This is a genomic window from Pseudoxanthomonas broegbernensis (genome assembly GCF_014202435.1).
GTDB lineage: Bacteria > Pseudomonadota > Gammaproteobacteria > Xanthomonadales > Xanthomonadaceae > Pseudoxanthomonas > Pseudoxanthomonas broegbernensis.
On the sequence record NZ_JACHGU010000011.1, the window covers coordinates 1 to 23,505 of the forward strand.

At 70.7% G+C, this 23,505-nt stretch carries 23 protein-coding genes; 12 read left to right on the forward strand and 11 right to left on the reverse strand.

All coding sequences use genetic code 11. The annotated features are described in order from the left end of the window. Positions 1 to 119 precede the first annotated feature (119 nt). From HNR76_RS14115 to HNR76_RS14125, 3 genes are all read left to right on the forward strand, one after another. Positions 120 to 488: a CHC2 zinc finger domain-containing protein gene (locus tag HNR76_RS14115; protein ID WP_211373212.1), complete on the forward strand. Its 369-nt coding sequence runs from the start codon at positions 120 to 122 to the stop codon at positions 486 to 488. A 344-nt stretch (positions 489 to 832) separates the two neighbouring features. Then, positions 833 to 1,171 (forward strand): hypothetical protein, encoded by a 339-nt coding sequence (locus HNR76_RS15780; RefSeq protein ID WP_425501847.1) that lies wholly within the window; start codon positions 833 to 835, stop codon positions 1,169 to 1,171. Between the two features lie 17 nt (positions 1,172 to 1,188). Beyond that, complete coding sequence (locus HNR76_RS14125; protein ID WP_162312334.1) at positions 1,189 to 1,629, forward strand: YbbD-related protein; 441 nt, start codon at positions 1,189 to 1,191, stop codon at positions 1,627 to 1,629. A 40-nt stretch (positions 1,630 to 1,669) separates the two neighbouring features. On the opposite strand, the gene HNR76_RS14130 is transcribed toward HNR76_RS14125, so the two are convergent. Beyond that, positions 1,670 to 1,939 carry a helix-turn-helix domain-containing protein gene (locus HNR76_RS14130; RefSeq protein ID WP_162312335.1) on the reverse strand — a complete coding sequence of 90 codons (270 nt, stop codon included), beginning with the start codon at positions 1,937 to 1,939 and terminating at the stop codon, positions 1,670 to 1,672. Between the two features lie 3 nt (positions 1,940 to 1,942). Here HNR76_RS14130 and HNR76_RS14135 point away from each other — a divergent pair, with 3 nt between their 5' ends. From HNR76_RS14135 to HNR76_RS14145, 3 genes are all read left to right on the forward strand, one after another. After that, positions 1,943 to 2,323: a CHC2 zinc finger domain-containing protein gene (locus HNR76_RS14135; protein WP_162312336.1), complete on the forward strand. Its 381-nt coding sequence runs from the start codon at positions 1,943 to 1,945 to the stop codon at positions 2,321 to 2,323. 142 nt (positions 2,324 to 2,465) lie between these two features. After that, positions 2,466 to 3,476 carry a lipoyl synthase gene (gene lipA / locus HNR76_RS14140; RefSeq protein WP_162312098.1) on the forward strand — a complete coding sequence of 337 codons (1,011 nt, stop codon included), beginning with the start codon at positions 2,466 to 2,468 and terminating at the stop codon, positions 3,474 to 3,476. A 174-nt stretch (positions 3,477 to 3,650) separates the two neighbouring features. Beyond that, a complete protein-coding gene (locus tag HNR76_RS14145; protein ID WP_162312099.1) occupies positions 3,651 to 5,831 on the forward strand; it encodes a carboxy terminal-processing peptidase in 2,181 nt (726 codons plus the stop codon). Between the two features lie 211 nt (positions 5,832 to 6,042). On the opposite strand, the gene HNR76_RS14150 is transcribed toward HNR76_RS14145, so the two are convergent. After that, on the reverse strand, positions 6,043 to 6,537 hold the full coding sequence (locus HNR76_RS14150) for a winged helix-turn-helix transcriptional regulator (RefSeq protein ID WP_162312100.1): 495 nt from the start codon (positions 6,535 to 6,537) through the stop codon (positions 6,043 to 6,045). A gap of 152 nt (positions 6,538 to 6,689) precedes the next feature. Between HNR76_RS14150 and HNR76_RS14155 the strand changes: the two genes are divergently transcribed. From HNR76_RS14155 to HNR76_RS14165, 3 genes are all read left to right on the forward strand, one after another. Beyond that, positions 6,690 to 8,009 carry a D-amino acid dehydrogenase gene (locus HNR76_RS14155; protein WP_162312101.1) on the forward strand — a complete coding sequence of 440 codons (1,320 nt, stop codon included), beginning with the start codon at positions 6,690 to 6,692 and terminating at the stop codon, positions 8,007 to 8,009. 101 nt (positions 8,010 to 8,110) lie between these two features. Then, entirely contained in the window at positions 8,111 to 9,181 is a 1,071-nt protein-coding gene (gene alr / locus HNR76_RS14160; protein WP_162312102.1) for an alanine racemase, read from the forward strand. Between the two features lie 74 nt (positions 9,182 to 9,255). Beyond that, positions 9,256 to 9,876, forward strand: a complete 621-nt coding sequence (locus tag HNR76_RS14165) for a hypothetical protein (protein ID WP_162312103.1) — start codon at positions 9,256 to 9,258, stop codon at positions 9,874 to 9,876. Between the two features lie 34 nt (positions 9,877 to 9,910). On the opposite strand, the gene HNR76_RS14170 is transcribed toward HNR76_RS14165, so the two are convergent. The 9 genes from HNR76_RS14170 to nirK form a co-directional block, all read right to left on the reverse strand. After that, on the reverse strand, positions 9,911 to 10,534 hold the full coding sequence (locus HNR76_RS14170) for a trimeric intracellular cation channel family protein (protein ID WP_162312104.1): 624 nt from the start codon (positions 10,532 to 10,534) through the stop codon (positions 9,911 to 9,913). 66 nt (positions 10,535 to 10,600) lie between these two features. Further along, positions 10,601 to 11,794, reverse strand: coding sequence for a 2-methylaconitate cis-trans isomerase PrpF (gene prpF, locus HNR76_RS14175; RefSeq protein WP_162312105.1), 1,194 nt, complete (start codon positions 11,792 to 11,794; stop codon positions 10,601 to 10,603). 85 nt (positions 11,795 to 11,879) lie between these two features. After that, positions 11,880 to 12,326 (reverse strand): SRPBCC family protein, encoded by a 447-nt coding sequence (locus HNR76_RS14180; RefSeq protein WP_162312106.1) that lies wholly within the window; start codon positions 12,324 to 12,326, stop codon positions 11,880 to 11,882. A 47-nt stretch (positions 12,327 to 12,373) separates the two neighbouring features. Next, a complete protein-coding gene (acnD, locus tag HNR76_RS14185; protein ID WP_162312107.1) occupies positions 12,374 to 14,980 on the reverse strand; it encodes a Fe/S-dependent 2-methylisocitrate dehydratase AcnD in 2,607 nt (868 codons plus the stop codon). 230 nt (positions 14,981 to 15,210) lie between these two features. After that, positions 15,211 to 15,444 (reverse strand): hypothetical protein, encoded by a 234-nt coding sequence (locus HNR76_RS14190; RefSeq protein ID WP_162312108.1) that lies wholly within the window; start codon positions 15,442 to 15,444, stop codon positions 15,211 to 15,213. Between the two features lie 80 nt (positions 15,445 to 15,524). Next, a complete protein-coding gene (azu, locus tag HNR76_RS14195) occupies positions 15,525 to 15,980 on the reverse strand; it encodes an azurin (RefSeq protein ID WP_162312109.1) in 456 nt (151 codons plus the stop codon). A gap of 45 nt (positions 15,981 to 16,025) precedes the next feature. Continuing rightward, complete coding sequence (locus HNR76_RS14200; RefSeq protein WP_162312110.1) at positions 16,026 to 16,628, reverse strand: SCO family protein; 603 nt, start codon at positions 16,626 to 16,628, stop codon at positions 16,026 to 16,028. Then, positions 16,625 to 17,398, reverse strand: a complete 774-nt coding sequence (locus HNR76_RS14205) for a formylglycine-generating enzyme family protein (RefSeq protein WP_162312111.1) — start codon at positions 17,396 to 17,398, stop codon at positions 16,625 to 16,627. The genes HNR76_RS14200 and HNR76_RS14205 overlap by 4 nt, the downstream gene beginning before the upstream one ends. A gap of 7 nt (positions 17,399 to 17,405) precedes the next feature. Further along, entirely contained in the window at positions 17,406 to 18,467 is a 1,062-nt protein-coding gene (nirK, locus tag HNR76_RS14210) for a copper-containing nitrite reductase (RefSeq protein WP_162312112.1), read from the reverse strand. 216 nt (positions 18,468 to 18,683) lie between these two features. Between nirK and HNR76_RS14215 the strand changes: the two genes are divergently transcribed. The 3 genes from HNR76_RS14215 (at position 18,684) to ubiU (ending at position 23,499) form a co-directional block, all read left to right on the forward strand. Continuing rightward, positions 18,684 to 20,765: a TonB-dependent copper receptor gene (locus tag HNR76_RS14215; protein WP_183982309.1), complete on the forward strand. Its 2,082-nt coding sequence runs from the start codon at positions 18,684 to 18,686 to the stop codon at positions 20,763 to 20,765. Between the two features lie 152 nt (positions 20,766 to 20,917). After that, positions 20,918 to 22,447, forward strand: a complete 1,530-nt coding sequence (locus tag HNR76_RS14220) for a UbiD family decarboxylase (RefSeq protein ID WP_249065710.1) — start codon at positions 20,918 to 20,920, stop codon at positions 22,445 to 22,447. A gap of 53 nt (positions 22,448 to 22,500) precedes the next feature. Then, complete coding sequence (gene ubiU / locus HNR76_RS14225) at positions 22,501 to 23,499, forward strand: ubiquinone anaerobic biosynthesis protein UbiU (protein ID WP_162312114.1); 999 nt, start codon at positions 22,501 to 22,503, stop codon at positions 23,497 to 23,499. Positions 23,500 to 23,505 lie beyond the last annotated feature (6 nt).

A 23,505-nucleotide genomic window follows, 5' to 3' on the forward strand; every position in this document is an offset into this window, starting at 1 on the left:
CTGGCTGCTGCGGTGGATCGTGTTTTTGTGTGCCTGGATCCGGGAGTGCCTGTTGCCGTCGGCGGCTCGCAGCTCAGGTGCGCGCGTCGCAATGGTCTGCTGAAGCGGATACTTCAGGGGTGACTATTGACACGATTCCCGAGGAGGTTGGTATGGCGCGCATCCCGGAAGCAGAGGTTGAGCGGCTTAAGGCCGAGGTGTCGTTGCAGCGGCTGGTGGAGGCCAAAGGGGTCAAGCTGGCCCGGCAGGGGAAGGACTGGCTGGGCCGCTGCCCGTTCCACGACGACAAGACGCCTTCGCTGGTGGTGAGTCCTGGGAAGAACCTGTGGCACTGCCTGGGCGCGTGCGCCACGGGCGGGACGGTGATCGACTGGGTGATGCGGGCCGAGGGGGTGTCGTTCCGGGGAGCAACTGGATATCGCCCTGGAGCGATCAAGCCTGCAGTTCACCAAGCCGGCGGAAATCGCCGCAGTGATCCGCTGGCATAAGGTTGCGTTGGCGCAGCAGCGGGCGCGCTACTGGGGCGAAGGCGCTTGACGGCGACCGTGCCGTGGGCCAAAAGTGCATCAAGGGAATTTTACGAAGCCGGGAACCCGCCTCAATGGCCGCAGCGTTCGCAAGTGCCTATCGCATCAAGGGAAACCGTCGCCGGATACGACGGCGCACGTCAGGGCGAACTATCTATGTCTATGTTGGAGGGAATCCGGTTAGCTACGTCGATCCGGAGGGATTGCAGCAAGTTTGGGGAGGAAGAAGCGCGCAGGGATGGCAAGCTTTGTCTGTTTCGCAGCGTAGTCAGTACCTAGCCAATAGGGCTCCAGGTGAGGCTGCCATGGGAGCGACTGACTTTGCTCGACAGTTCGTCAATCAATGGCTGGCCACGCATGTAGTCGGCCGTTCCCATAACGGATGGGGGGGGCAGGATAAATATTTCCACTGCATGGCAAATTGCCAAGCGGCACAAAGAGGCCCAGGCGGATATGTGGCTTCCCAATGCTTAAGTGATGGCCGGGAATGGTTCGACCAGAATATCAAGGGAGATTCCGCTGCTGATTCTGCGGTAGATCAAGCAGCGAACAACTATGGGCGGTCATCTGGGTGGTCAAACCCAAGTGGAAATTGCTCGCAGATGTGTGGTGGTTACCGGCCAGGCGGGAGCTTCCCCTTCTGATGATCCGAAAACCTTCCATGAGCGTTCGTAAGGCTTGTCTTGCGGTGGCTTTGGCCGTCATCGTGTCTGGTTGTGGCGAGGTAACCATCGCGAAATATGCGGATCGTAATGACGCGCTTGCAAGGGAGGCGATAGGCGAATCTAAATGGCTTCCTGCGTGGTTGCCTGAGGGTGCTGTTGCTATCCGAGAGACTCATGATGTGGACACAAACGAATCATGGCTGGTCTTCCGCCTGAATGGCGATAAATTGACTTTGCCATCGAAATGCGAGCTGGCAGATAAACCAGCTATGACGGAAAAGCGAGTGATGTCGCGATTTCCTCAGTTTGCTCAAGATGCATGGTCCCGTGCCTCTGAGCACACTGGCGAGTTCTATCGTTGCCCTGAGAGCAGTGTTGCTCGCTGGGTTATGCATGACGAGGAACTAGGCTTGGTTTATAGCTGGGTAAAGTTCTGAGTTGCATAGAAGCGCCGCACTCGCCGCGGGGCTTCTTCATTTAGCCGCTGGCCTTCTTCTTGGGCTGCATGCGCAACTGCGACTGCCGGGCCTGATGCTTGAGGATCAAGCCTTCCAATACGGCTTGCGCGGTGGCGCGCTCGTCATCGTCGAACTGCTGCAATGCCTCGAACTGCAAGCGCAGGCTGTCGTCAGGGCCGCGTTCGTCGTCGTCGAACAAGAGCCGATCAGCACTAACGGTTAGGGCTTTGGAGAGTTTGCGGATCATCTCCAGCGTGGGCTGGGCCTCGCCCTTCTCGTAGCGTTGCACCTGATGGCCCGCATCCCGGAACAGGAAATCGAACGCCTCAAGGCCGAGGTGTCGTTGCAGAGGCTGGTGGAGGCCAAGGGGGTGACGCTGGCGCGGCAGGGCAAGGACTGGCTCGGGTGCTGCCCGTTCCACGCCGACCGCACGCCGTCGCTGGTGGTGAGTCCGGGGAAGAACCTGTGGTACTGCCTGGGCGCGTGCGCGACGGGCGGCACGGTGATCGACTGGGTGATGAAGGCCGAGAGGGTGTCGTTCCGGCACGCGGTGGAGCTGCTGCGCAACGACGCGCCGCTGACCGGGCCGGTGGTGCGGCAGGCGACGGTGCCGAAACTGGCCGCGCCGGTGGGGGCAGGTCAATCCGACCATCGGCGGCGGGGTCGCCGGTAGCGGCGCGTAGCCGGCCTGTGACCTTGACCTCCAGGTATGCCCCCTCCCAGCCCCCCGCCGTTCCACCCGCCACCGCCAGCGTTGCAGCGCCGGAACCGATCCCGCCGGCCGGCCGGCCCGTACCGGGCCTACAATGGCCGCCATGAACGCCCCCACCCCCCGCACCATCCCGCTCCAGGTCCTGTCCGAATCCGCCGCGCCGCAGGCGCCGCTGCAGGTCGGGGCCAAGCAACTGGGCGGGGACAAGATCAACCGCTCGCCGGTGCAGTTCGCCGACGCGCCGGTGCTGCGCAAGCCCTCGTGGATCCGGGTGCGCATTCCCTCCGGCAACGCGGTGGCCAACCTCAAGGCCAAGCTGCGCCAGAACCGCCTGGTCACCGTGTGCGAGGAGGCCAGTTGCCCCAACATCCACGAATGCTTCGGCCACGGCACCGCCACCTTCATGATCCTGGGCGAGGTCTGCACCCGGCGCTGCTCGTTCTGCGACGTCGCACACGGCCGGCCCAAGCCGCCGGACCCGGCCGAGCCGCTGCACCTGGCGCAGACGGTCAAGGACATGGGCCTGAAGTACGTGGTGGTCACCAGCGTGGACCGCGACGACCTGCGCGACGGCGGCGCCGGCCATTTCGTCGATTGCATCAGCGCCATCCGCGAGTTCAGCCCGGGCACCCGGATCGAGATCCTGACTCCGGATTTCCGCGGCAAGGGACGCATGGACCGCGCGCTGGAGATCCTGGCGGCCAATCCGCCGGACGTGTTCAACCACAACGTGGAGACGGTGCCGGACCTGTACCCGAACGTGCGCCCGGGCGCGGACTACCAGTGGTCGCTGACCCTGCTGCGCAAGTTCAAGGCCCAGCATCCGTCCATCCCGACCAAGTCCGGGATCATGCTTGGCCTGGGCGAGACTCTGGAGCAGGTGCAGGCCACCCTGCGCGACCTGCGCGCGCACGAGGTGGACATGATCACCATCGGCCAGTACCTGCAGCCCACCGCGCACCACCATCCGGTGCTGCGCTACTGGACGCCGGAGGAATACAAGGCGCTGGAGGTCTACGGCTACGGGCTGGGCTTCAGCCACGTCGCCTCCGGGCCGATGGTGCGCTCGTCCTACCACGCCGACCGCCAGGCCGCCGGCGCCGGGGTGGGTTGAGCGCACGCCGCTGCGCCGGTACGCGCGCAGGCGGGGCGTTCACCTTTCCCCACGCGGCAGCGGCTAGCCTGTGAAAGGCGTCGCGCGCGCGGGCAGGCAACTTCCGGCGCGGCGATGGGTCACAGTCGTCGTCCAATCCGTATGCAACCGGCCAGGAACGGCCCGAGATCGCGCATGAATCCCAGAATCCCCGCTCTTCTGAGCCTGGCTTTCCTGCTGGCCGCGCCGACCGCGCTGCCGGCCCGCACGGATGCGCCGGCGCAGGTGGCCATCGCACCGACCGCCGACCAGGCCACCACGTCCAAGCTGGTCTACGGCCTGCTGTCGGACAGCCGCTATGCCTATCGCCCGCGGCCGGCCGATGCGGCCATGTCGGCGGACATCTTCCGCCGCTACCTGGAATCGCTGGACGGCAGCCGCCAGTTCTTCACCGCCGCCGACATCGAGCGCTTCGCGTCCTGGCGCGGGCGCATGGCCGACGCGGTGCGCAACGGCGACCCGGCGCCGGCCTTCGCCATCTTCGTGGCCTACCGCGAGCGGGTGGGGCAGCGCGCGGCGCATGCCCGCGCGCTGCTGGAGCAGGACTTCGACTTCTCCGGGCACGAGCGCTGGGAATACGACCGCAAGGACGTGCCCTGGGCCGCCGACGAGGCCGCGCTGGACGAGGTGTGGCGCAAGTCGGTGATGAACGACTGGCTGCGGCTGAAGCTGGCCGGCAAGGCCCCGGACGAGATCCGCAAGACCCTGGACAAGCGCTACGCGCAACTGGGCCGGTCGGTGACCGAGCTGAAGAGCGAGGACGTGTTCTCGCTGTTCCTCAACGCCTACACCTCCGCCATCGACCCGCACACCGACTATCTCAACCCGCGCACCGCCGAGAACTTCAACCAGGCCATGTCGCTGTCGCTGGAGGGCATCGGTGCGCAACTGCAGCGCCAGGACGACGTGGTGGTGATCCGCGAGATCATCCCCGGCGGCCCGGCCTCGCTGGACGGCACGCTCAAGGCCGGCGACCGCATCGTCGGCGTGGGCCAGGGCGCGTCCGGGCCGGTGGAGGACGTGGTCGGCTGGCGCATCGACGACGTGGTGGCCAAGATCCGCGGGGCCAAGGACACCCAGGTGAACCTGGAGTACATCCCGGCCGAGAACGGCATGGACGGCGAGCACCGCTTCGTCCTGCTCACCCGCGCCCGCGTGCAGTTGGCCGAGCAGGCCGCCAAGAGCAAGACCTACGCCATCCCCGCGAAGGACGGCCTGCCCAGGCGGGTGATCGGGGTGATCGAGCTGCCCACCTTCTACCAGGACTTCGAAGGCCGCCGCCGCAACGGCAGCGACTACACCTCGGCCACCCGCGACGTGGCCAACCTGCTGGACCAGTTCAAGAAGCAGGGCGTGGACGGCGTGGTCCTGGACCTGCGCAACAACGGCGGCGGCTCGCTGGACGAGGCGGTGCAGTTGACCGGCCTGTTCGTCGACCAGGGGCCGGTGGTGCAGGTGCGCGAGTCCGGCGGCCGGGTCAGCGTCAACAGCGACCGCAACCCGGGCGTGGCCTGGGACGGCCCGCTGGCGGTGCTGATCAACCGCGCCTCGGCCTCGGCCTCGGAGATCTTCGCCGGCGCCATGCAGGACTACGGCCGCGCGCTGATCATCGGCGAGACCACCTTCGGCAAGGGCACGGTGCAGAACCTGGTGGACCTGGACCGCTGGCCGACCAGCGAGGGGCCGCGCTTCGGCCAGGTGAAGCTGACCATCGCCCAGTTCTTCCGCATCGAGGGCGGGAGCACCCAGCACAAGGGCGTGGTCCCGGACATTGCCTACCCGCTGAGCGTGGACGCCAACGAGTTCGGCGAGAGCACCTACGACAACGCCCTGCCGTGGACGCGGATCGCGGCCGTGCCGCATACGCGCTACGGCAACTTCGCGCCGCTGCTGCCGCGGCTGCAGGCCCTGCATGCGCAGCGCATCGCCGACGACCTGGAGTTCCGCTGGTGGAGCGAGGACGTGGTCCGCTACCGCGAGGAAGCGGCCAAGAAGTACCTCTCGCTCAACGAGGCCGAGCGCCGCACCGAGCGCGACCGCCAGGAAGCCCAGCGCAAGGAGCGCCAGGCCATCCGCAAGGAGAAGGGCCTGGATCTGGACCCGCTGGCCGACGAGAGCGACGACGGCCTGACCGCCGGCGAGCGCGACGTGGTCAAGGACGCCGCGCGCGAGAAGGCCGCCGAGAAGCGCCCGGACCCGCTGCAGCGCGAGTCGGCCGCGATCCTGGCCGACGCCATCGGCCTGCTGCAGCAGGACCGGCCGTTGTCGGCGCAGGTGCTGCCGAAGACGGCCTCGGCGGTGCGCTGGGCCGAGTAGGCGGGTGGACGGCCGCCGCCGCGCGTGCGGCGGCTTTGGACGGGCTGGCCGCCGGCGGCTGCCCGCCTTGCGTGTCGGCTCCTGCAAGAGGCCACCCTGCCTTGCCCGTTCCATCCGCGGCAGCCAGAAGGCCGCGCAATCTTCCGGTTCCGGTTCCGGTTCGCGGTGCAGCAGCGCAGTTCGGCAATCGCGATGGATGGACGGGCCGGCCTCAGTCCGGGATCGCCAGCGCCAGGGTCTCCTTGACCTCCTCCATCACGATGTAGCTCTTGGACTCGCGCACGTGCGGCAGGGTCAGCAGGCTGCTGCCCAGCAGCTTGCGGTAGGAGGCCATCTCCGAGATGCGGGCCTTGATCAGGTAGTCGAAGTCGCCGGACATCAGGTGGCACTCCAGCACGTTGGGCAGCTTCAGTGCCGCGCGGCGGAATTCCTCGAAGATGTCGCCGGACTTGTACGCCAGGCTGATCTCCACGAACACCAGCAGCCCGGCCTTGAGTTGGCGGGGGTCGAGCCGGGCGTGGTAGCCCTGGATCACGCCATCGCGTTCGAGCCGGCGCACGCGCTCGGTGCACGGCGTGGTGGACAGCCCCACCCGTTCGCCCAGCTCGGTGAAGGAGATGCGGCCGTCCTGCTGCAGGATGCGCAGGATGTGGCGGTCGATGCGGTCCAGCTCGCGGGTGCGGGGCTTGTCGGGACGGGCCGGCATGGAAATCTCCGTGGAGAGCCGCTTGGAAAGTGGATGCGACTGGTTTGTATCAGAAAATCGCGAAAAATGAATGGACAATCGTCCATATACTGCGCCCATCCGGCAATCGCTGGCATCCTTGCCAGTGAAAGCGCCTTTTCGAGGGTCGTGCGATGCAGCGGGTTCTGGTACTGGGCAGTGGCGTGATCGGCGTGACCAGCGCGTGGTACCTGGCGCGCGCCGGCTTCGAGGTGACCGTGGTGGACCGCGAGCCCGGCCCGGCGCTGTCCACCAGCTATGCCAACGCCGGGCAGATCTCGCCCGGCTACGCCTCGCCCTGGGCCGCGCCGGGGGTGCCGCTGAAGGCGATCAAGTGGCTGTTCCAGCGGCACGCGCCGCTGGCCATCCGGCCCACGCTCGACCCGCGGCAGTACCTGTGGCTGGCGCGGATGCTGCGCAACTGCACCGCCGCCCGCTACGCGGTGAACAAGGAGCGCATGGTGCGCCTGGCCGAATACAGCGGCCACTGCCTGGACGAGCTGCGCGCGCGCACCGGCATCGCCTACGAGGGCCGCCGCCTGGGCACCACCCAGTTGTTCCGCACCCAGGCCCAGCTCGATGCCGCCGCGCGCGACATCGCGGTGCTGGAAGAAGCCGGGGTGCCGTACGAACTGCTGGACCGGGCCGGCATCGCCCGGGTCGAACCGGCGCTGGCGGCCACCGGCGGGCTGCTGGCCGGTGCGCTGCGCCTGCCCGGCGACCAGACCGGCGACTGCCACATGTTCACCGAGCGCCTGGCGGCGCTGGCCGCCGCGCAGGGCGTGGAGTTCCGCTACGGGGCCACGGTCGAGGCCATCGAGGGCGACGGCGCGCGCGTCACCGGCGTGCGCATCGATGGCCGGGTCGAGACCGCGGACCGCTACGTGCTGGCCCTGGGAAGCTGGTCGCCCCGGCTGCTGCGGCCCCTGGGCATCCACCTGCCGGTGTATCCGCTCAAGGGCTATTCGCTGACCGTTCCCATCGTCGATGCGGCGATGGCACCCACCTCCACCGTGCTTGACGAAAGCTACAAGATCGCCATCACCCGCTTCGACACGCGCATCCGCGTGGGCGGCATGGCCGAGGTGTCCGGCTTCGACCTGCGCCTGGACCCGCGCCGCCGCGCCACCCTGGAGAAGGTCGTGGACGAGCTGTACCCGCGCGGTGGCGACCTGGCCCGCGCGCAGTTCTGGGCCGGCCTGCGCCCGGCCACGCCCGACGGCACGCCGGTGGTCGGCGCCACCGCGCTGCGCAACCTGTTCCTCAACACCGGCCACGGCACCCTGGGCTGGACCATGGCCTGCGGCTCGGGCCGTTACCTGGCCGACGTGATCGCCCGCCAGCCGACCGGGATCGGCCGCGAGGGCCTGGACATCTCGCGCTACGGCCGTGGCGGGCTCGCGCGCGAAGGCGGGGAGTCGATCGACGCCAGTCCGGCGACAATGGCACGCTGAAGCCACCGCCCCGGCCTGCGCCGGGTTCCCGCGCACTGGATTCGCGCGTGCCATGCCGCCTGCACGCGCCGCCTCCGCACCCACGTGAATACCCGACCCGCATGCGTCCCACCCACGCCCTGATCGACCTCGATGCCCTGCGCCATAACTACCGGCTGGCGCGCGAACTCGGCGGCGGCCGCGCCCTGGCGGTGGTCAAGGCCGACGCCTACGGCCACGGCGCGGTGCGCTGCGCGGCCGCGCTGGAGGCCGAGGCCGACGGTTTCGCGGTGGCCTGCATCGAGGAGGCGCTGGCCCTGCGCGAGGCCGGCATCGGCAAGCCCATCCTGCTGCTGGAAGGCTTCTTCGAGGCCGGGGAACTGCCGCTGATCGCGGAGCACGGCCTGTGGACCGTGATCCACGCGCCCTGGCAGATCGAGATGCTGGAGCGGGCCGCGCTGGCGCACCCGGTCGAGACCTGGCTGAAGCTGGACTCGGGCATGCACCGCGTCGGCATCGATGCCGACGCCTATGCCGGGGCCTGGAAGCGCCTGCGCACGCTGCCGCAGGTGGCCGGCATCGTCAAGATGAGCCATTTCGCCCGTGCCGACGAGCCCGGCTGCCCGCGCACGCTGGAGCAACTGGAGACCTTCGCGCGCATCACCGCCGGCCTGCCCGGCCCGAGCAGCCTGTGCAACTCGCCCGCGCTGCTGGGCTGGCCGCAGGCGAAGGCGGACTGGGCCCGCCCGGGGCTGATGCTGTACGGCGCCTCGCCGTTCCCGCAGCCGCATGAAGCCGTCGCACGCCTGCGCCCGGTGATGACGCTGGAGTCCAGGGTCATCGCCGTGCGCGAACTGCCGGCGGGCGAACCGGTGGGCTACGGCGCGCGCTTCGTCACCGAAGGTCCCACCCGCGTGGGCGTGGTTGCCGTCGGCTATGCCGACGGCTATCCCCAGTTCGCCGTCAACGGCACCCCGGTGGCGATCGACGGCCGGCCCGGCCGGCTCATCGGCCGCGTCTCCATGGACATGCTGACCGTGGACCTTACCGACCACCCGCAGGCGGGCGTCGGCAGCCGGGTGGAGCTGTGGGGCGCACAGGTGCCGGCCGCGCAGGTGGTGGCGCACAGCCAGACCAGCGCCTACCGGCTGCTGTGCGCGGTCAAGCGGGTGCCGCTGCGCTACTGCGGCTGAGCGCCGGCTGGGGCCGCGGCCGGCGCGCGGAGCCGGGCTGGTTAGAATGCGCCATTGTGCAACGGGGGCGGACGATGGACGGGCAAGAGAATACGGGTGCGAGCCTGGGGAAGAGGATCGACGACCTGAAGTGGTATGTGGGGGTTTTTTCCGGCTCGGTCGCCTTTCTCGTGGCGGGCCTGTCGGTGATCGTCGGCTTCAACCTGTCCTCCGAGCGCGCCTCCCTGCGCGACTTCAAGGAGGAGATCAGGACCGAGGTGAGGGAACGGCTGGGCAGCGGCGCGCAGCCTTCGCTGGACCTGATGACGCTGGAGCGCAAGCCCCTGGCAGGCGCCACGGTCGATGCGGCCATCCTGCGCAACGCCGGCAACTTCCCCCAGATCAGCTTCAGGTACGCGGTCGCCAATCGCGGACGAGGCAACAGCGGGGCGTTGTTCGCGCGCTACTACTCCACCGATATTCCCTTCACCGATCCCAATATCGACGATACCGAGTACGAGACCTCCACGTTCGTGGACGCGCTCAATTTCAGCCCGTCCACGCTTCCGGGCGGCGTGTCCATGCCGTACACGGCCAACCTGCGCGTTGCCGAGGGGTTCGTGCTGGGCGACGGGCCCGCATCGGTGCGCATGAGGATCTATTACGCCGATGGCGAGACGGCGACGGCGGAATTCAGGCTGCGCGGCGCCCGGTAGGCGAGCGCCCGCGCCATCGGGCGGCGAGCCGGGCTCAGCGTCCGTCCTCCGGCGCCCGCGCCACCGGCAGGTGCCAGCCGTGGCGGATGGCCATGAAGCGCAGGCCGAAGCAGACCACCGCGCCGGCCGCCATCGCCGGGGTCTGCGGCAGCCCGGCGACGTGGGCCACGGCGACCACGCCGCCGCCGGCCAGGGCGGCCACCGCGTACAGTTCGGCCCGCAGCACCACCGGGGTGCGAGCCACCAGCAGGTCGCGGGCGATGCCGCCGCCGATGCCGCTGATCATGCCCAGCAGGACCGCGGCGAACGGCGACAGCCCGAACGCCAGCGCCTTGCCGGTGCCCAGCACCGCGAACAGCGCCAGTCCGGCCGCGTCGAACAGTTGCACCGGGTTGCGCATGTGCTCGATCGACTGGTGGCGGTAGAAGGTGAGCACGCCGGCGACCATCGCCGTGGCCAGGTAGCGCCAGTCGGCCAGCGCGGCCGGCGGCTGCGCACCGATCATCACATCGCGCGCCAGGCCGCCGGACACCGCCGCCGCGCACGACAGCACCAGCACCCCGAAGAAATCCAGGCGATGGCGCACCGCCAGGGTGCCGCCGCTGAGCGCGAACACGAAGGTGCCGATGAGATCGAACAGCAGCACGAGGAAGGACACGGCGCGGCACGGGTTGCGGAGGTGGTGCAGAGCATCGCAGTCCCGCGCGTGGTTGTCATGCGGTTCCTACAAGGGCAGGGTATCGGCGGGGACGCGCACCGTGCCTTCCATCAGGGTCCGTGCGCTGCGGCTCATCACCGCCTTCGTGACGCTCCACCGGCCGTCGATCCGCGCCACCGTCGCACCTACCCGCAACGTGCCGGACGGATGGCCGAAGCGCACCGACGTACGCTCGCCGCCGCCGGCGGCACGGTTGACCAGCGTGCCCGGGATCGCGGCGGCGGCGGCGATGGCCACCGAGGCGGTGCCCATCATCGCGTGGTGCAGCCTGCCCATCGACAGCGCGCGCACGTTGAGGTCGATGCCGGCGGCGGCCACGCGCTTGCCGCCGCTGGATACGTAGTCCTCCGGCGGTGCGACGAAGGCGACCTTCGGCGTGTGCTGGCGGGCGGCCGCCTCCCGCGGCGAGCCGATCAGGCCCATGCGCAGCGCGCCGGCCACGCGGATGGCCTCGAACCTGGCCAGGGCCACCGGGTCGTCGTTGATCGCAGGCTGCAGTTCGGTGCCGTCGCAGCCGATGTCCCGGGCATCCACGAACACCGTGGGGATGCCGGCGTCGATCAGCGTCGCCCGCAGGGGGCCGATGCCCGGCACGTCCAGTTCGTCGACCAGGTTGCCGGTGGGGAACATCGCCCCGCCGCCCTCGCCGGCATCGGCGGGGTCGACGAACTCCAGCACGATCTCCGCCGCCGGGAAGGCCACGCCGTCCAGCTCGAAATCGCCGTCTTCCTGCACCTGGCCGTCGTGCACCGGCACGTGCGCGACGATCGTCTTGCCGATGTTGGCCTGCCAGATGCGCACGATGCAGAGACCGTCGCGCGGCACGCGCGCGGCATCGACCAGGCCGTTGGCGACGGCGAACGGCCCTACCGCCGCGGACAGGTTGCCGCAGTTGCCGCTCCAGTCCACGAACGCGGCCTCAATGGCGACCTGCCCGTACAGGTAGTCCACGTCGTGGCCGGGCACCGACGCCGGGGAGACGATCACGCACTTGCTGGTGCTCGACGTCGCCCCGCCCATGCCGTCGGTGTGCTTGCCGTAGGGATCGGGACTGCCGATCGCCCGCAGCAGCAGCGCGTCGCGCGCCGCGCCGGGCGTGCGCGCCGCCTCGGGCAGGTCCTCCAGGCGGAAGAACACGCCCTTGGAAGTGCCGCCGCGCATGTAGGTGGCCGGGATGCGGAGCTGGGGCCGGTGGGACATGGATGCCTCGTCGGTGGGGCCGGAACGGTGGGCCGATGTTTCCTGCGGGCCCCCTGCGGGCCGAAGGGGGCGCGGCGGCCCAAGCTCAGGCGTCGGGGATTTCCGGTTCGACCAGCAGGGCCAGCAACGCCAGCGATTCCTGCCAGCCCTGGTAGCAGGAATCCAGCGGGATCGCGTCGGGAATGCCTTCCTGCACGATCCGCAGCACGGTACCGGCGATGCTGGGTTCGAGCGTCACCGTCACCTGCATGTCGCCGGCCAGGCCGGAGTCCTCGAAGCGGTCGGTGTACGCGATGCGCTGGTTTGGCACCAGGTCGGTATAGGTGCCGCCGAAGACGTGGCCGGACCCGGTGCCGAGGTTGGCGAAGGACATGCGGTAGCCGCCGCCGATCCGTGCGTCCATGGCGTGGACCTTGCCGGTGAAGCCGTGCGGCGGCAGCCACTTCGCCATGGCGTCCGGATCGAGGAAGGCCCGGTAGACGCGCGCCGGCGGGGCGCGCAGGACTCGGTGCAGGGTGACGGTGCTGGGCATGGGGGCGTCCGGTGGTGGAGGGAAACCGCGTGGTAGCGCCGTGCGCGTTACGCCGCCGTCGACGCGAGGAAATCCTGGGCGAAGCGCTGCAGCACGCCGCCGGCCTCGTAGATCAGCAATTCCTCGTCCGACTCCAGGCGGCAGGCGACCGGCGCTTGCAGCGTCGTGCCGTCGCGGCGATGGATGACCAGGGCCAGTTCCGCGCCGGGGGCGGGCGTGCCGGCCACGTCGAAGGTCTCGCTGCCGTCGATGCCGAAGCTGTGCCGGTCCTGGCCCGGCTTGAACTCCAGCGGCAGCACGCCCATGCCGATCAGGTTGGTGCGGTGGATGCGCTCGAAGCCCTCGGCCACGATCGCCTCCACGCCGGCCAGGCGCACGCCCTTGGCCGCCCAGTCGCGCGAGCTGCCCTGGCCGTAGTCGGCGCCGGCGACGATGATCAGCGGCTGCTTGCGCTGCATGTAGGCCTCGATCGCCTCCCACATGCGCATCACCTCGCCCTCCGGCTCCAGCCGCGCCAGCGAGCCCTGCCTCGCTTCGCCGTCCACCGCCGCCATCTCGTTGACCAGCTTGGGGTTGGCGAAGGTCGCGCGCTGCGCGGTGAGGTGGTCGCCGCGGTGGGTGGCGTAGGAGTTGAAGTCCTCTTCCGGCAGGCCCATCCGCGCCAGGTATTCGCCGGCGGCGCTGGTGGGCAGGATCGCGTTGGAGGGCGAGAGGTGGTCGGTGGTGATGTTGTCGCCCAGCACCGCCAGCGCGCGCATGCCGCGCAGCGTGCGCGCGCCGGCCAGCGCGCCTTCCCAGTACGGCGGGCGGCGGATGTAGGTGCTCGCCGGGCGCCAGTCGTACAGCGGGGCGACCGCGGGCCCGTGCTCCACGCGCACCTCGAACATCGGCCCGTAGACCTGGCGGAAGTGCTCGGGCTTGACGCTGGCCTCGACGATGGCGTCGATCTCCGCGTCGGTGGGCCAGATGTCCTTGAGCGTGACCGGGTTGCCTTGCGCGTCCAGGCCCAGGGCGTCCTTCTCGATGTCGAAGCGCACGGTGCCGGCGATGGCGTAGGCGATCACCAGCGGCGGCGAGGCCAGGAACGCCTGCTTGGCGTGGGGGTGGATGCGGCCGTCGAAGTTGCGGTTGCCCGACAGCACCGCCACCGCGTACAGGTCGCGCTCGACGATCTCGCGCTGGATCGCCGGGTCCAGCGCGCCGCTCATGCCGTTGCAGGTGGTGCAGGCGAAGCCGACGATGCCGAAGCCCAGCTTCTCCAGTTCCGGCAGCAGCCCCGCTTCCTCCAGGTACAGTTGCACCGCGCGCGAGCCGGGCGCCAGCGAGGTCTTCACCCACGGCTTGCCCGCCAGCCCCCGGGCGTTGGCGTTGCGCGCCAGCAGCCCGGCGGCGATCACGTTGCGCGGGTTGGAGGTGTTGGTGCAACTGGTGATGGCGGCGATGATCACCGCGCCGTCGGGCATCAGGCCCCGCGCTTCCTGCGCGCGGGCCTCGTCCAGGCCCATCGCGATGCCGCGCTCGGCCAGCGCGCTGGTCGGCAGGCGCCGGTGCGGGTTGGACGGGCCGGCCATGTTGCGCACCACCGAGGACAGGTCGAATTCCAGCACCCGCTCGTACTGTGCGCCGGCCAGGTCGCCGGCCCACAGCCCGGCGGCCTTGGCGTAGGTCTCCACCAGCGCGACCTGGGCGTCCTCGCGCCCGGTCAGGCGCAGGTAGTCCAGGGTCTGGCCGTCGATGTAGAACAGCGCGGCGGTGGCGCCGTATTCCGGGCACATGTTGGAGATGGTGGCGCGGTCGCCGATGGTCAGCGCCGCGGCGCCTTCGCCGAAGAATTCCAGGTAGTGGCCGACCACGCGCTCCCTGCGCAGGAACTCGGTCAGCGCCAGCACCACGTCGGTGGCGGTGATGCCTTCCCGCGGGCGGCCGTCCAGCCTCACCCCGGTGATCTGCGGCAGGCGCATCCACGAGGCGCGGCCCAGCATCACGCTCTCCGCCTCCAGCCCGCCCACGCCCACCGCGATCACGCCCAGCGCATCCACGTGCGGGGTGTGGCTGTCGGTGCCCACGCAGGTGTCGGGGAAGGCGACGCCGCCCAGGGTGTAGACCACCGGCGACATCTTCTCCAGGTTGATCTGGTGCATGATCCCGTTGCCCGGCGGGATCACCTCCACGTTGCGGAACGCGCGCCGGCTCCACTCGATGAAATCGAAGCGGTCGGCGTTGCGGCGGTCCTCGATGGCGCGGTTCTTGGCGAACGCGTCCGGGTCGTAGCCGCCGCACTCCACCGCCAGCGAGTGGTCCACGATCAACTGCACCGGCACCACCGGGTTGACCTGGGCCGGGTCGCCGCCCTGCGCGGCGATGGCGTCGCGCAGCCCGGCCAGGTCCACCAGCGCGGTCTGGCCGAGGATGTCGTGGCAGACCACGCGCACCGGGAACCAGGGGAAGTCCAGGTCGCGGCGGCGATCGACGAGCTGCAGCAGGTAGTCGCGCAGGCGCGCGGGGTCGGCGCGGCGCACCAGGTTCTCGGCATGCACGCGCGCGGTATAGGACAGGCCGGGCCAGGCGCCGGGACGGAGCGCCTCGACCGCTTCGCGGGCGTCGAACCAGTCCAGGGCGGTGCCGGGCAGGGGCTTGCGGTGCAGTGTGTTCATGGCGGGCGTCGGGCGCTGGCTTCGGCCCGGGCCGTCCGCCGCCGGCGACGATGCGCCGGCCTGCCGGACGCGCCGGGCGAGGAGGTGTGCACCGATTCTAGCGCCGGCCTTCCGCCTTGCCGCGCCTTGCGCCTGTCCGCCGGCTGAAAAGGCCGGCCGATCGCGGACACCTGTTGATGCCGGCGATCAACGCATCGCCGTTGCCGGGCGCGTTGCCGCGCGCGGCCGGCTCAGCCGCTGCAGCCGCCGCAGCACACCGAGGGCATGAGCTCGATGTCGGACACGGCCACCGGATGCCCGGCGGCGGCCAGGATCATGGCCAGTTCGAACGGCTGCGCGCAGGTGGCGATGCGCACGCGGCCGTCGGCGGCGTCCACGTCGACCAGGCCGGCCGGGTCCAGTTGCAGCAGGTGGTGCTCGATGCCGTCGATTCGCGGGTTTCCGATGCGGATCTTGAATTCCATGAAGCGCCTCGCAGCGGGCCGGCATGGGGTGCGCGGCCGGAAAGGAATCCCGCGCCGCCTGGGCGGCGCGGGCGACGCGGTTACTTGGTGACGACCAGCTTGCCCTTCATCAGCGCCGAGTGGCCGGGGAAGCTGCAGAAGAAGCTGTAGTCGCCGCCAGCGGCGAGCTTCTTGCCCGGGAAGGTGATCTTGGTCTTCTCGCCGCCGCCGATGACGTGGGTGGCGGCGATCACGCGGGCGTCGTCCTTGGGCACGTAGTGGTTGGCGATGCCGGCCTTGATCGCGTCGCGGGCCACCGCGGCCAGGTCGGCGGTGGTGGTGACCACCACGTTGTGGCCCATGGCCGTGGCCGGCAGCTTGCCGGTGTGGACCAGCTCGATGGTGACGGTGGCGCAACTGGCCGAGACGGTCGCCTCCTTGAGGTCGAACTTCATCGCGTCGTCGCCCTTGAGCGAGAGGGTGCAGTTGCCGGCGGCCTGGGCCAGGCCGGCGGTGCCCAGCAGGGCCAGGGCGAGGAGGACACGGGTGATTTTCATGAGGGGAGACTCCTTAGGGGTTGAGGGTGCAGGTGGAAGTATCGGTCAATCGCCGGCGAGGGCCTCGCGCACGTCCTCCAGGAAGGCCGGGTCCGGTGCGGCGCCGACGACTTCCGAGCGGGCCACGACGCGGCCTTCGGCGTCCAGCAGCACCAGCACGCTGGTGTGGTTGATGCTGCCGTCCTCGCGGAACCGGTAGCGTACGTCCAGCACGCTGGCGAGGGCGCGCACGTCCTCGGGCCGCGGCTGCAGGAAGCGCCAGTGCTCGCCGACGCGGTGGCGCTGCGCGACCTCGGCCAGGACCTGCGGGGTGTCGCGCGCCGGGTCCAGGCTGACCATGGCGACGTCCAGGCGCGCGCGCTGGGCGGCCGGCAGCCGCTTCTGCACGGCCTTGGCGTTCTCGATGATCAGCGGGCACATCAGGTGGCAGTTGGCGTAGATCATCGACACCAGTTGCGGGCGGCCGCGCAGCGCGTCCCAGCGCAGGGCGTTGCCGTGCTGGTCGCTGAAGCCGGCCTGCAGGTGGTACAGCGACTGGCCGGGCAGTTCCCGCGCCGCCGCCGCGTCCGCGGCCGCATGCGCCTGCGGCGCGCCCGTGGCCGGGCCCAGGGCGGCGAGGAGGATGAAGGGGAGGACGGAGAACTTCATGGCTGGCTCCTTGCGCAGCGGAAACCGAGGTTGCCCAGCGTGGCGCCGGGCTGCAGCGCCGACAGCAGGACGAAACGCTTGACCACGCCGTAGTCGCCGCGGTCGTTGAAGGCCAGCGCGGTGGCGCCGCAGTACTTGAGCGGCTCGCCGTCGTCCTGGCCGCGGCGGTCGCCGTCGCCCAGCAGCGAGGCGAAGTCCTCGCTCCATTCCCAGGCGGCGCCGTGCAGGCCATGCACGCCCCAGGCGTTGGCCGGCGCGCCCGGAGCGGCGTCCAGCGCCCGGGGGGTGCCGTCGTCGATCTGGCGCATGCGCCAGGCCGGGTCGTGGCGGGCGTCGCGGCGGGTGGCGTCGGCGGCGGCGGCGTACTCCCATTCCAGGAAGGTCGGCAGGCGCGCGCCCTGCGCGCGGCAGTAGGCGTCGGCCGCGTACCAGTTCACGTGTACCACCGGCGCGTCGGCGTCCACGGCGTCGCCGGGGGCGTCGGCGCGGGCCCAGTGGCCCAGGTGGCCGGGGCTGGAGAACACCGCCGGCACGCGCCCGCGCCGCCACTGGGGATGGGCCGCCACGAACGCGGCGAACTGCGCGTTGCTCACCGGCCGCTCCATCAGCAGGTAGGAGGCCACCGGCGTGTCGCCGGCGCCCTCCTCGAAGCGGACCGAGGAGCGGAACGGGCCGCCGGCGATTTCCCGGTACCCCGCTCCCGGGTCAGCGGCGCCGGCGAGGGCCGGCGCCAGGACCAGGACGAGCGCCAGTGGCAGCCTGCGTTCCATTTCGATTTCACCGGCCTCCCTGGGGCTCGCCTTCGGGGTACTCGCGGTCCAGTTGCTGCCCGGTGTATATCTCCGGGTTCTTCTCGCCGTCCACCTTGAGGATGCCCAGCGAGCCCTTGTGGAAGGTCCGGAAGATGCTGTGGTCCACCAGGATGAAGTTGCCCGGCACGTCGGCCTTGAACTCGACCATGGCCGAGCCGCCGGCCGGGATCAGCGTGGTCTGCACGTTCTCCTGGTACTTGGTGCCGCCCTCGAAGTAGACCTTGTCGAAGATCTCGCCGATGACGTGGAAGCTGGACACCAGGTTCGGACCGCCGTTGCCGACGAACATGCGGATGGTCTCGCCGGCCTTGGCGGCGAGCGCGTTGTCGCCGGTCAGCGAGCCTTCGGCGCCGTTGAACACCACGTAGGTCGGGTGCTCGTCGATGGCCTTCTCCAGGCTGAAGGGCTGCAGGCCCGGCTCGCCGTAGGCGCCCTCGGTGTAGAAGTCGCCCTGCATCACGTAGAACTCCTTGTCCACCTTGGGCAGGCCGTCCTTCGGCTCGACCAGGATCAGCCCGTACATGCCGTTGGCGATGTGCATGCCCACCGGCGCCATCGCGCAGTGGTAGACGTACAGGCCCGGGTTGAGCGCCTTGAAGGTGAACTGGGTCTCGCGGCCGGGCAGTGTGTTGGTGGCCTCCGCGCCGCCGCCGGTGCCGGTGACCGCGTGCAGGTCGATGTTGTGCGGCACGTGCGAGCTGTGGTGGTTCTTCAGGTGGAATTCCACCGTGTCGCCCTCGCGGATGCGGATGAAGCTTCCCGGCACCGAGCCGCCGAAGGTCCAGAAGTTGTAGGTGACGCCGTCGGAGATGCGCATCTCCTTCTCGACCATCTCCAGGTCGACGACGACCTTGGCCGGCGTCTTGCGCGTGATCGGCGGCGGGACCATCGGCGGGGCGGTCAGCACCGCCTGGATGGTTTCCATCTTGGCGGCGGCCGGCTGCGCGGCGAAGGCGGGAAGGGCGAGCGCCGAAGCGATGGCGCCGGCGAGGGCGCAGGCGAACAGGGGACGGAGCTGGGTTCTCATGGTGTCTTCTCTCAATCGCTGCTTGGTTGGCGGAACCCAGGTTGGGGCGTGCGCATGCCGGGCACCTTGATTTGCATCAATCCGGCCCTGGCGGAAAGCGCCTTTCGCAGGCTGTTTTGACCCAGGTCAAGCTGCCCGGGGGTGGGACAATTTGCCCACTTCCGATGCGGTCCGGCGCCACCACAATCGACTCGTTCCCCACAAGGAAAACGCGTCATGGCCGCAACGAACAACATCCTCGCCGCAGCGCTCGCCGGCGCGCTCTGCCTCCCGTCCGCGCTGGCCGCGCAGGACCACGCCGCGCTGGCGCACGATGCGGCCCTGCGCGCGACCACGCTCGACGGCGTGGTGGTGATGGGGGTGGCGCCGGTGGCGGCCAATACCTTCGTGCTGGACCCGAAGCTGCCGCGCCAGCCGGCGCCGGCCAGCGACGGCGCCGACTACCTCAAGACCATCCCCGGCTTCTCCGCCCTGCGCAGCGGCGGCACCAACGGCGACCCGGTGCTGCGCGGCATGTTCGGCTCGCGCATCGCGCTGCTGACCAACGACGGCGCGCTCAGCGGCGCCTGTCCCTCGCGCATGGACAACGCCATGTCCTACATCGCCCCGGAGACCTACGACCGGCTGACCGTGGTCAAGGGCCCGCAGACGGTGCTGTGGGGCGGCGGCGCCTCGGCCGGCACGGTGCGCTTCGAGCGCGAGATCCCGTACTTCGACCGCCCCGGCGTGCGCGCGCAGGGCAGCGTGCTGGCCGGCAGCCACGAACGCAACGACCAGGTGCTCGACGCCAGCGCCGGCACCCCGCGCGGCTACGCGCGCCTGGCCGGCAACCGTTCCGAGGCCGACGACTACGCCGACGGCGGCGGCCGCGAGGTGCCCTCGGCCTGGCGCAAGTGGAACGCCGACGTGGCCGTGGGCTGGACGCCGGCCGCGGACACGGTGCTGGAACTGAGCGCCGGTACCGGCGACGCGCAGGCGCGCTACGCCGGCCGCGGCATGGACGGCGCCCGCTTCCGCCGCGACAGCCTGGGCTTGCGCTTCGAGAAGAAGCGCATCGGCGGCGTGCTCGACGCGGTCGCGGCCAACGCCTACCGCAACGAGGTGGACCACGTGATGGACAACTACAGCCTGCGCGACCCCGACCCGTCCGGCGGCATGCCCATGCCGATGGCCAGCAACGTCGGCGACACCAGCCAGGGCGGGCGCGCGGCCGCCACCTGGCAGCGGGACCGCTGGGAACTGACCGCCGGCATCGACGGCCGGCAGAGCGAGCACCGCCGGCGCAGCGCGATGGGGCGCGGGGCCTACCGCGACGCGCCGTGGACCAAGGACGCGCGCTTCCGCACCCTGGGCGTGTTCGCCGAGTCGCACTGGCACCTGACCGACGCGCACCACGTCATGTCCGGGCTGCGCGTGGACCGGGCGCGGGCGGACGACCTGCGTGCCACCACCGCCGGCATGATGCCCATGCCCAACCCCACCGCCGGCCAGCGCCGCCGGGACACCCTGTCCGGCGGCTTCGCCCGCTACGAGTACGACATGTCCGGCCGGGCGGGCGGATACGTCGGCATCGGCCGCGCCGAGCGCATGCCCGACTACTGGGAGCTGTTCTCGCCCAGCCGCGGCCCGGACGGGGCGGCCAACGCCTTCGCCGGCGTGCGCCCCGAGCGCACCACCCAGCTCGACGCCGGCCTGCAGTACCGCGCAGGCGCGGTGGAGGCCTGGGCCTCGGTCTACGCCGGCCGCATCGACGGCTACATCCTGTTCGACTACATGGGCGGCCCCATGTCCGGCGCGGCGATGGGCGCGACCACCCGCGCGCGCAACGTGGACGCCGACATCCGCGGCGGCGAGGCCGGGGTGGACTGGCGTCCGCTGCACGGGCTGAAGCTGTCGGGCGTGGTGGCCTACGCGTGGGGCGAATCGGACGACGGCCGCGCGCTGCCGCAGATGCCGCCGCTGGAGGCGCGGCTGTCGGCCGGCTGGGAGCGCGGCGGCTGGTCGTGGGGCGCGCTGTTGCGCGTCGCCGACGCCCAGCGTCGAGTGAGCACGGGCCAGGGCAACGTCGTCGGCCGCGACCTGGGGCCCAGTGCCGGCTTCGCGGTGTTTTCGCTCAACGGCGCCTACCGCATCGGCGACCGGCTGCGCCTGTCGGGGGGCATCGACAACCTGTTCGACCGCGCCTACAGCGAGCACCTGAACCTGGGAGGCAACAGCGCCTTCGGCTACCCGGCCATGCCCGAGCGCATCGCCGAGCCGGGACGCAGCGCCTGGGTGAAGCTCAACTTCGAGTACTGAGTCCGCGCGGCCGGGCAGCACGGCGCGCGATGGACCCGGCGCAGGCAGGAGCCGGCTTCGGTCGGCGGCCCGGGCCCGACGCCGGCGCGCCGATGTAGGTTCGGCCGGCGGCTTGACCTGGGTCATCGCGGCGCGCGCGGCGCGAACCTAGCGTGCGTGCAGTCCCCGGCACCGCCGCCCATACGTCCGCCACCGCCATGCACGACCTGCGCGCCTTCCTGCAGCACCTGTCCCGCCACCGGCAACTGCTGGAGATCGACGCGCCGGTCGATCCCGACCTGGAGAGCACCACCCTGTGCCTGCGCGCGCTGCGCGACGGCGGGCCGGCGCTGCTGATGCACAACGCCACCGGCTCGGACCACCCGCTGCTGGGCAACCTGTTCGGCCACCGCCGCCGGATCGAGCTGGCCATGGGCGACCGCCCGATCGCCTCGCTGCGCGAACTGGGCGAGCTGCTGGCCTCGCTGAAGGAGCCGCGCTGGCCGTCCTCGCTGCGCGACGCGCTGGGCAGTTGGCCCGAGCTGGCGCAACTGGCCCACGTGGCGCCCCGGCAGGTGGACGATGCGGCGTTCTGCGAGCAGGTGGTCGAGGGCGAGGACATCGACCTGGGCGCGCTGCCGATCCAGCGCTGCTGGCCCGGGGACGCCGGCCGCCTGGTCACCTTCGGCCTGGTGGTCACCCGCGGCGTGCACCAGGCGCGGCAGAACGTGGCCATCTACCGCCAGCAGCCGATCGGCCGCAACCGGGTGATCATGCGCTGGCTGCCGCATCGCGGCGGCGCGCAGGACTACGCCTCCTGGCACTACGCCTATCCCGACCGCCCGTTCCCGGTGCTGGTGGCCATCGGCGCCGACCCGGCCACGATGCTGGCGGCGGTGGCGCCGGTGCCGGACACGCTGTCGGAGTACGAGTTCGCCGGCCTGCTGCGCGGCTCGCGCAGCCGGGTGTGGCGCAGCGAGCTGACCGGGCTGGACGCGCCGGCCGGCGCGGAGATCCTGCTGGAGGGCTTCATCCATCCCGGCGACACCGCGCTGGAAGGCCCGTTCGGCGACCACACCGGCTACTACAACGCCCAGGGCACCTTCCCGGTGCTCACGGTGCAGCGCCTGCGCATGCGCAGCGGGGCCATCTACCACGGCAGCTACATGGGCCGTTCGCCGCTCGACGAGCCCTCGGTGCTGTCGATGGCCCTCAACGACATCTTCGTGCCGATCCTGCGCAAGGTGTTCCCGGAGATCGTCGACTTTTACCTGCCGCCGGAGGCGTGCTCCTACCGCATCGCGGTGGTGAGCATCCGCAAGCAGTACCCCGGCCACGCGCGGCGGATCATGATGGGCGTGTGGTCGTACCTGCGCCAGTTCACCTACACCAAGTTCGTGATCGTCACCGACGAGGACGTGGACGTGCGCGACTGGGGCCAGGTGATCTGGGCCATCTCCACCCGGGTCGACCCGGCGCGCGACGCCATGGTGGTGGAGAACACGCCGATCGACTACCTGGACTTCGCCACGCCGGTGTCCGGCCTGGGCTCCAAGCTCGGCCTGGACGCCACCCGCAAGTGGCCGGGCGAATCGGCGCGCGAGTGGGGCAGGCCGATCGCGCCGGACCCGCAGGTGGAGCAGCGCATGGACGCGCTGTGGTCGCGGTTGAGCCGCGCACCGGAACCTGACCTGGATCAATGAGCGCGGCGCGAGCGGCGCCTAGCATGGCCATCCTGTCGCCGAGGAGCGGTCCGATGCAACTGGTATGCCCGGCCGGCAACCTGCCGGCGCTGCGCGCGGCCGTCGATGCGGGCGCCGATGCGGTCTACGCCGGCTTCCGCGACCAGACCAACGCGCGTGCGTTCCCCGGCCTGAACTTCGACGAGGCCGAGCTGCGCCAGGGCATCGACTATGCCCACGCGCGCGGCCGCCAGGTCTACCTGGCGCTGAACACCTATCCGGACAGCGCGCGCCTGCCGTACTGGCAGGCCGCGGTCGACCACGCCGCCGACCTGGGCGTGGACGCGATCATCGCCGCGGAGATGGCGGTGCTGGACTACGCCTGCCGCACCCACCCGCGGCTGGCGCGGCACCTGTCGGTGCAGGGCTCGGCCACCACCGCGCCGGCGCTGCGCTACGCCCACGAGCGCTTCGGCATCGCCCGCGCGGTGCTGCCGCGGGTGCTGTCGGTGCAGCAGGTCGAGCGCCTGTGCGAGGCCTCGCCGGTGCCGCTGGAGGTGTTCGCCTTCGGCAGCCTGTGCATCATGGTCGAGGGCCGCTGCCAGTTGTCCAGCTACGTCACCGGCATGTCGCCCAATCGCCACGGCGTGTGCTCGCCGGCCAGCTTCGTGCGCTGGGAGGAGCACGCGGGCGACGACCGCAGCGTGCGGGTCAACGGCATGCTGATCGACCGCTTTTCCGCCGGTGAGCCGGCCGGCTACCCCACCGTGTGCAAGGGCCGCTACGCGGTCGGTGGCGAGGTGTTCCACGCGCTGGAGGAACCGACCAGCCTCAACACCCTGGAGCTGCTGCCGCGGCTGGCCCAGGCCGGGGTGGCCGCGCTCAAGATCGAGGGCCGCCAGCGCGGCGTGGCCTACGTGCGCGCGGTGGCGTCCACCTGGCGCCAGGCCATCGACCGCTACCGCGACGACCCGCGGCGCTGGACCGCCGAGGCAGCCTGGCAGCAGGCGTTGTCGGCGCACGCCGAAGGGCAGCAGACCACGCTGGGGCCGTACCACCGTGCCTGGCACTGAGCGCAC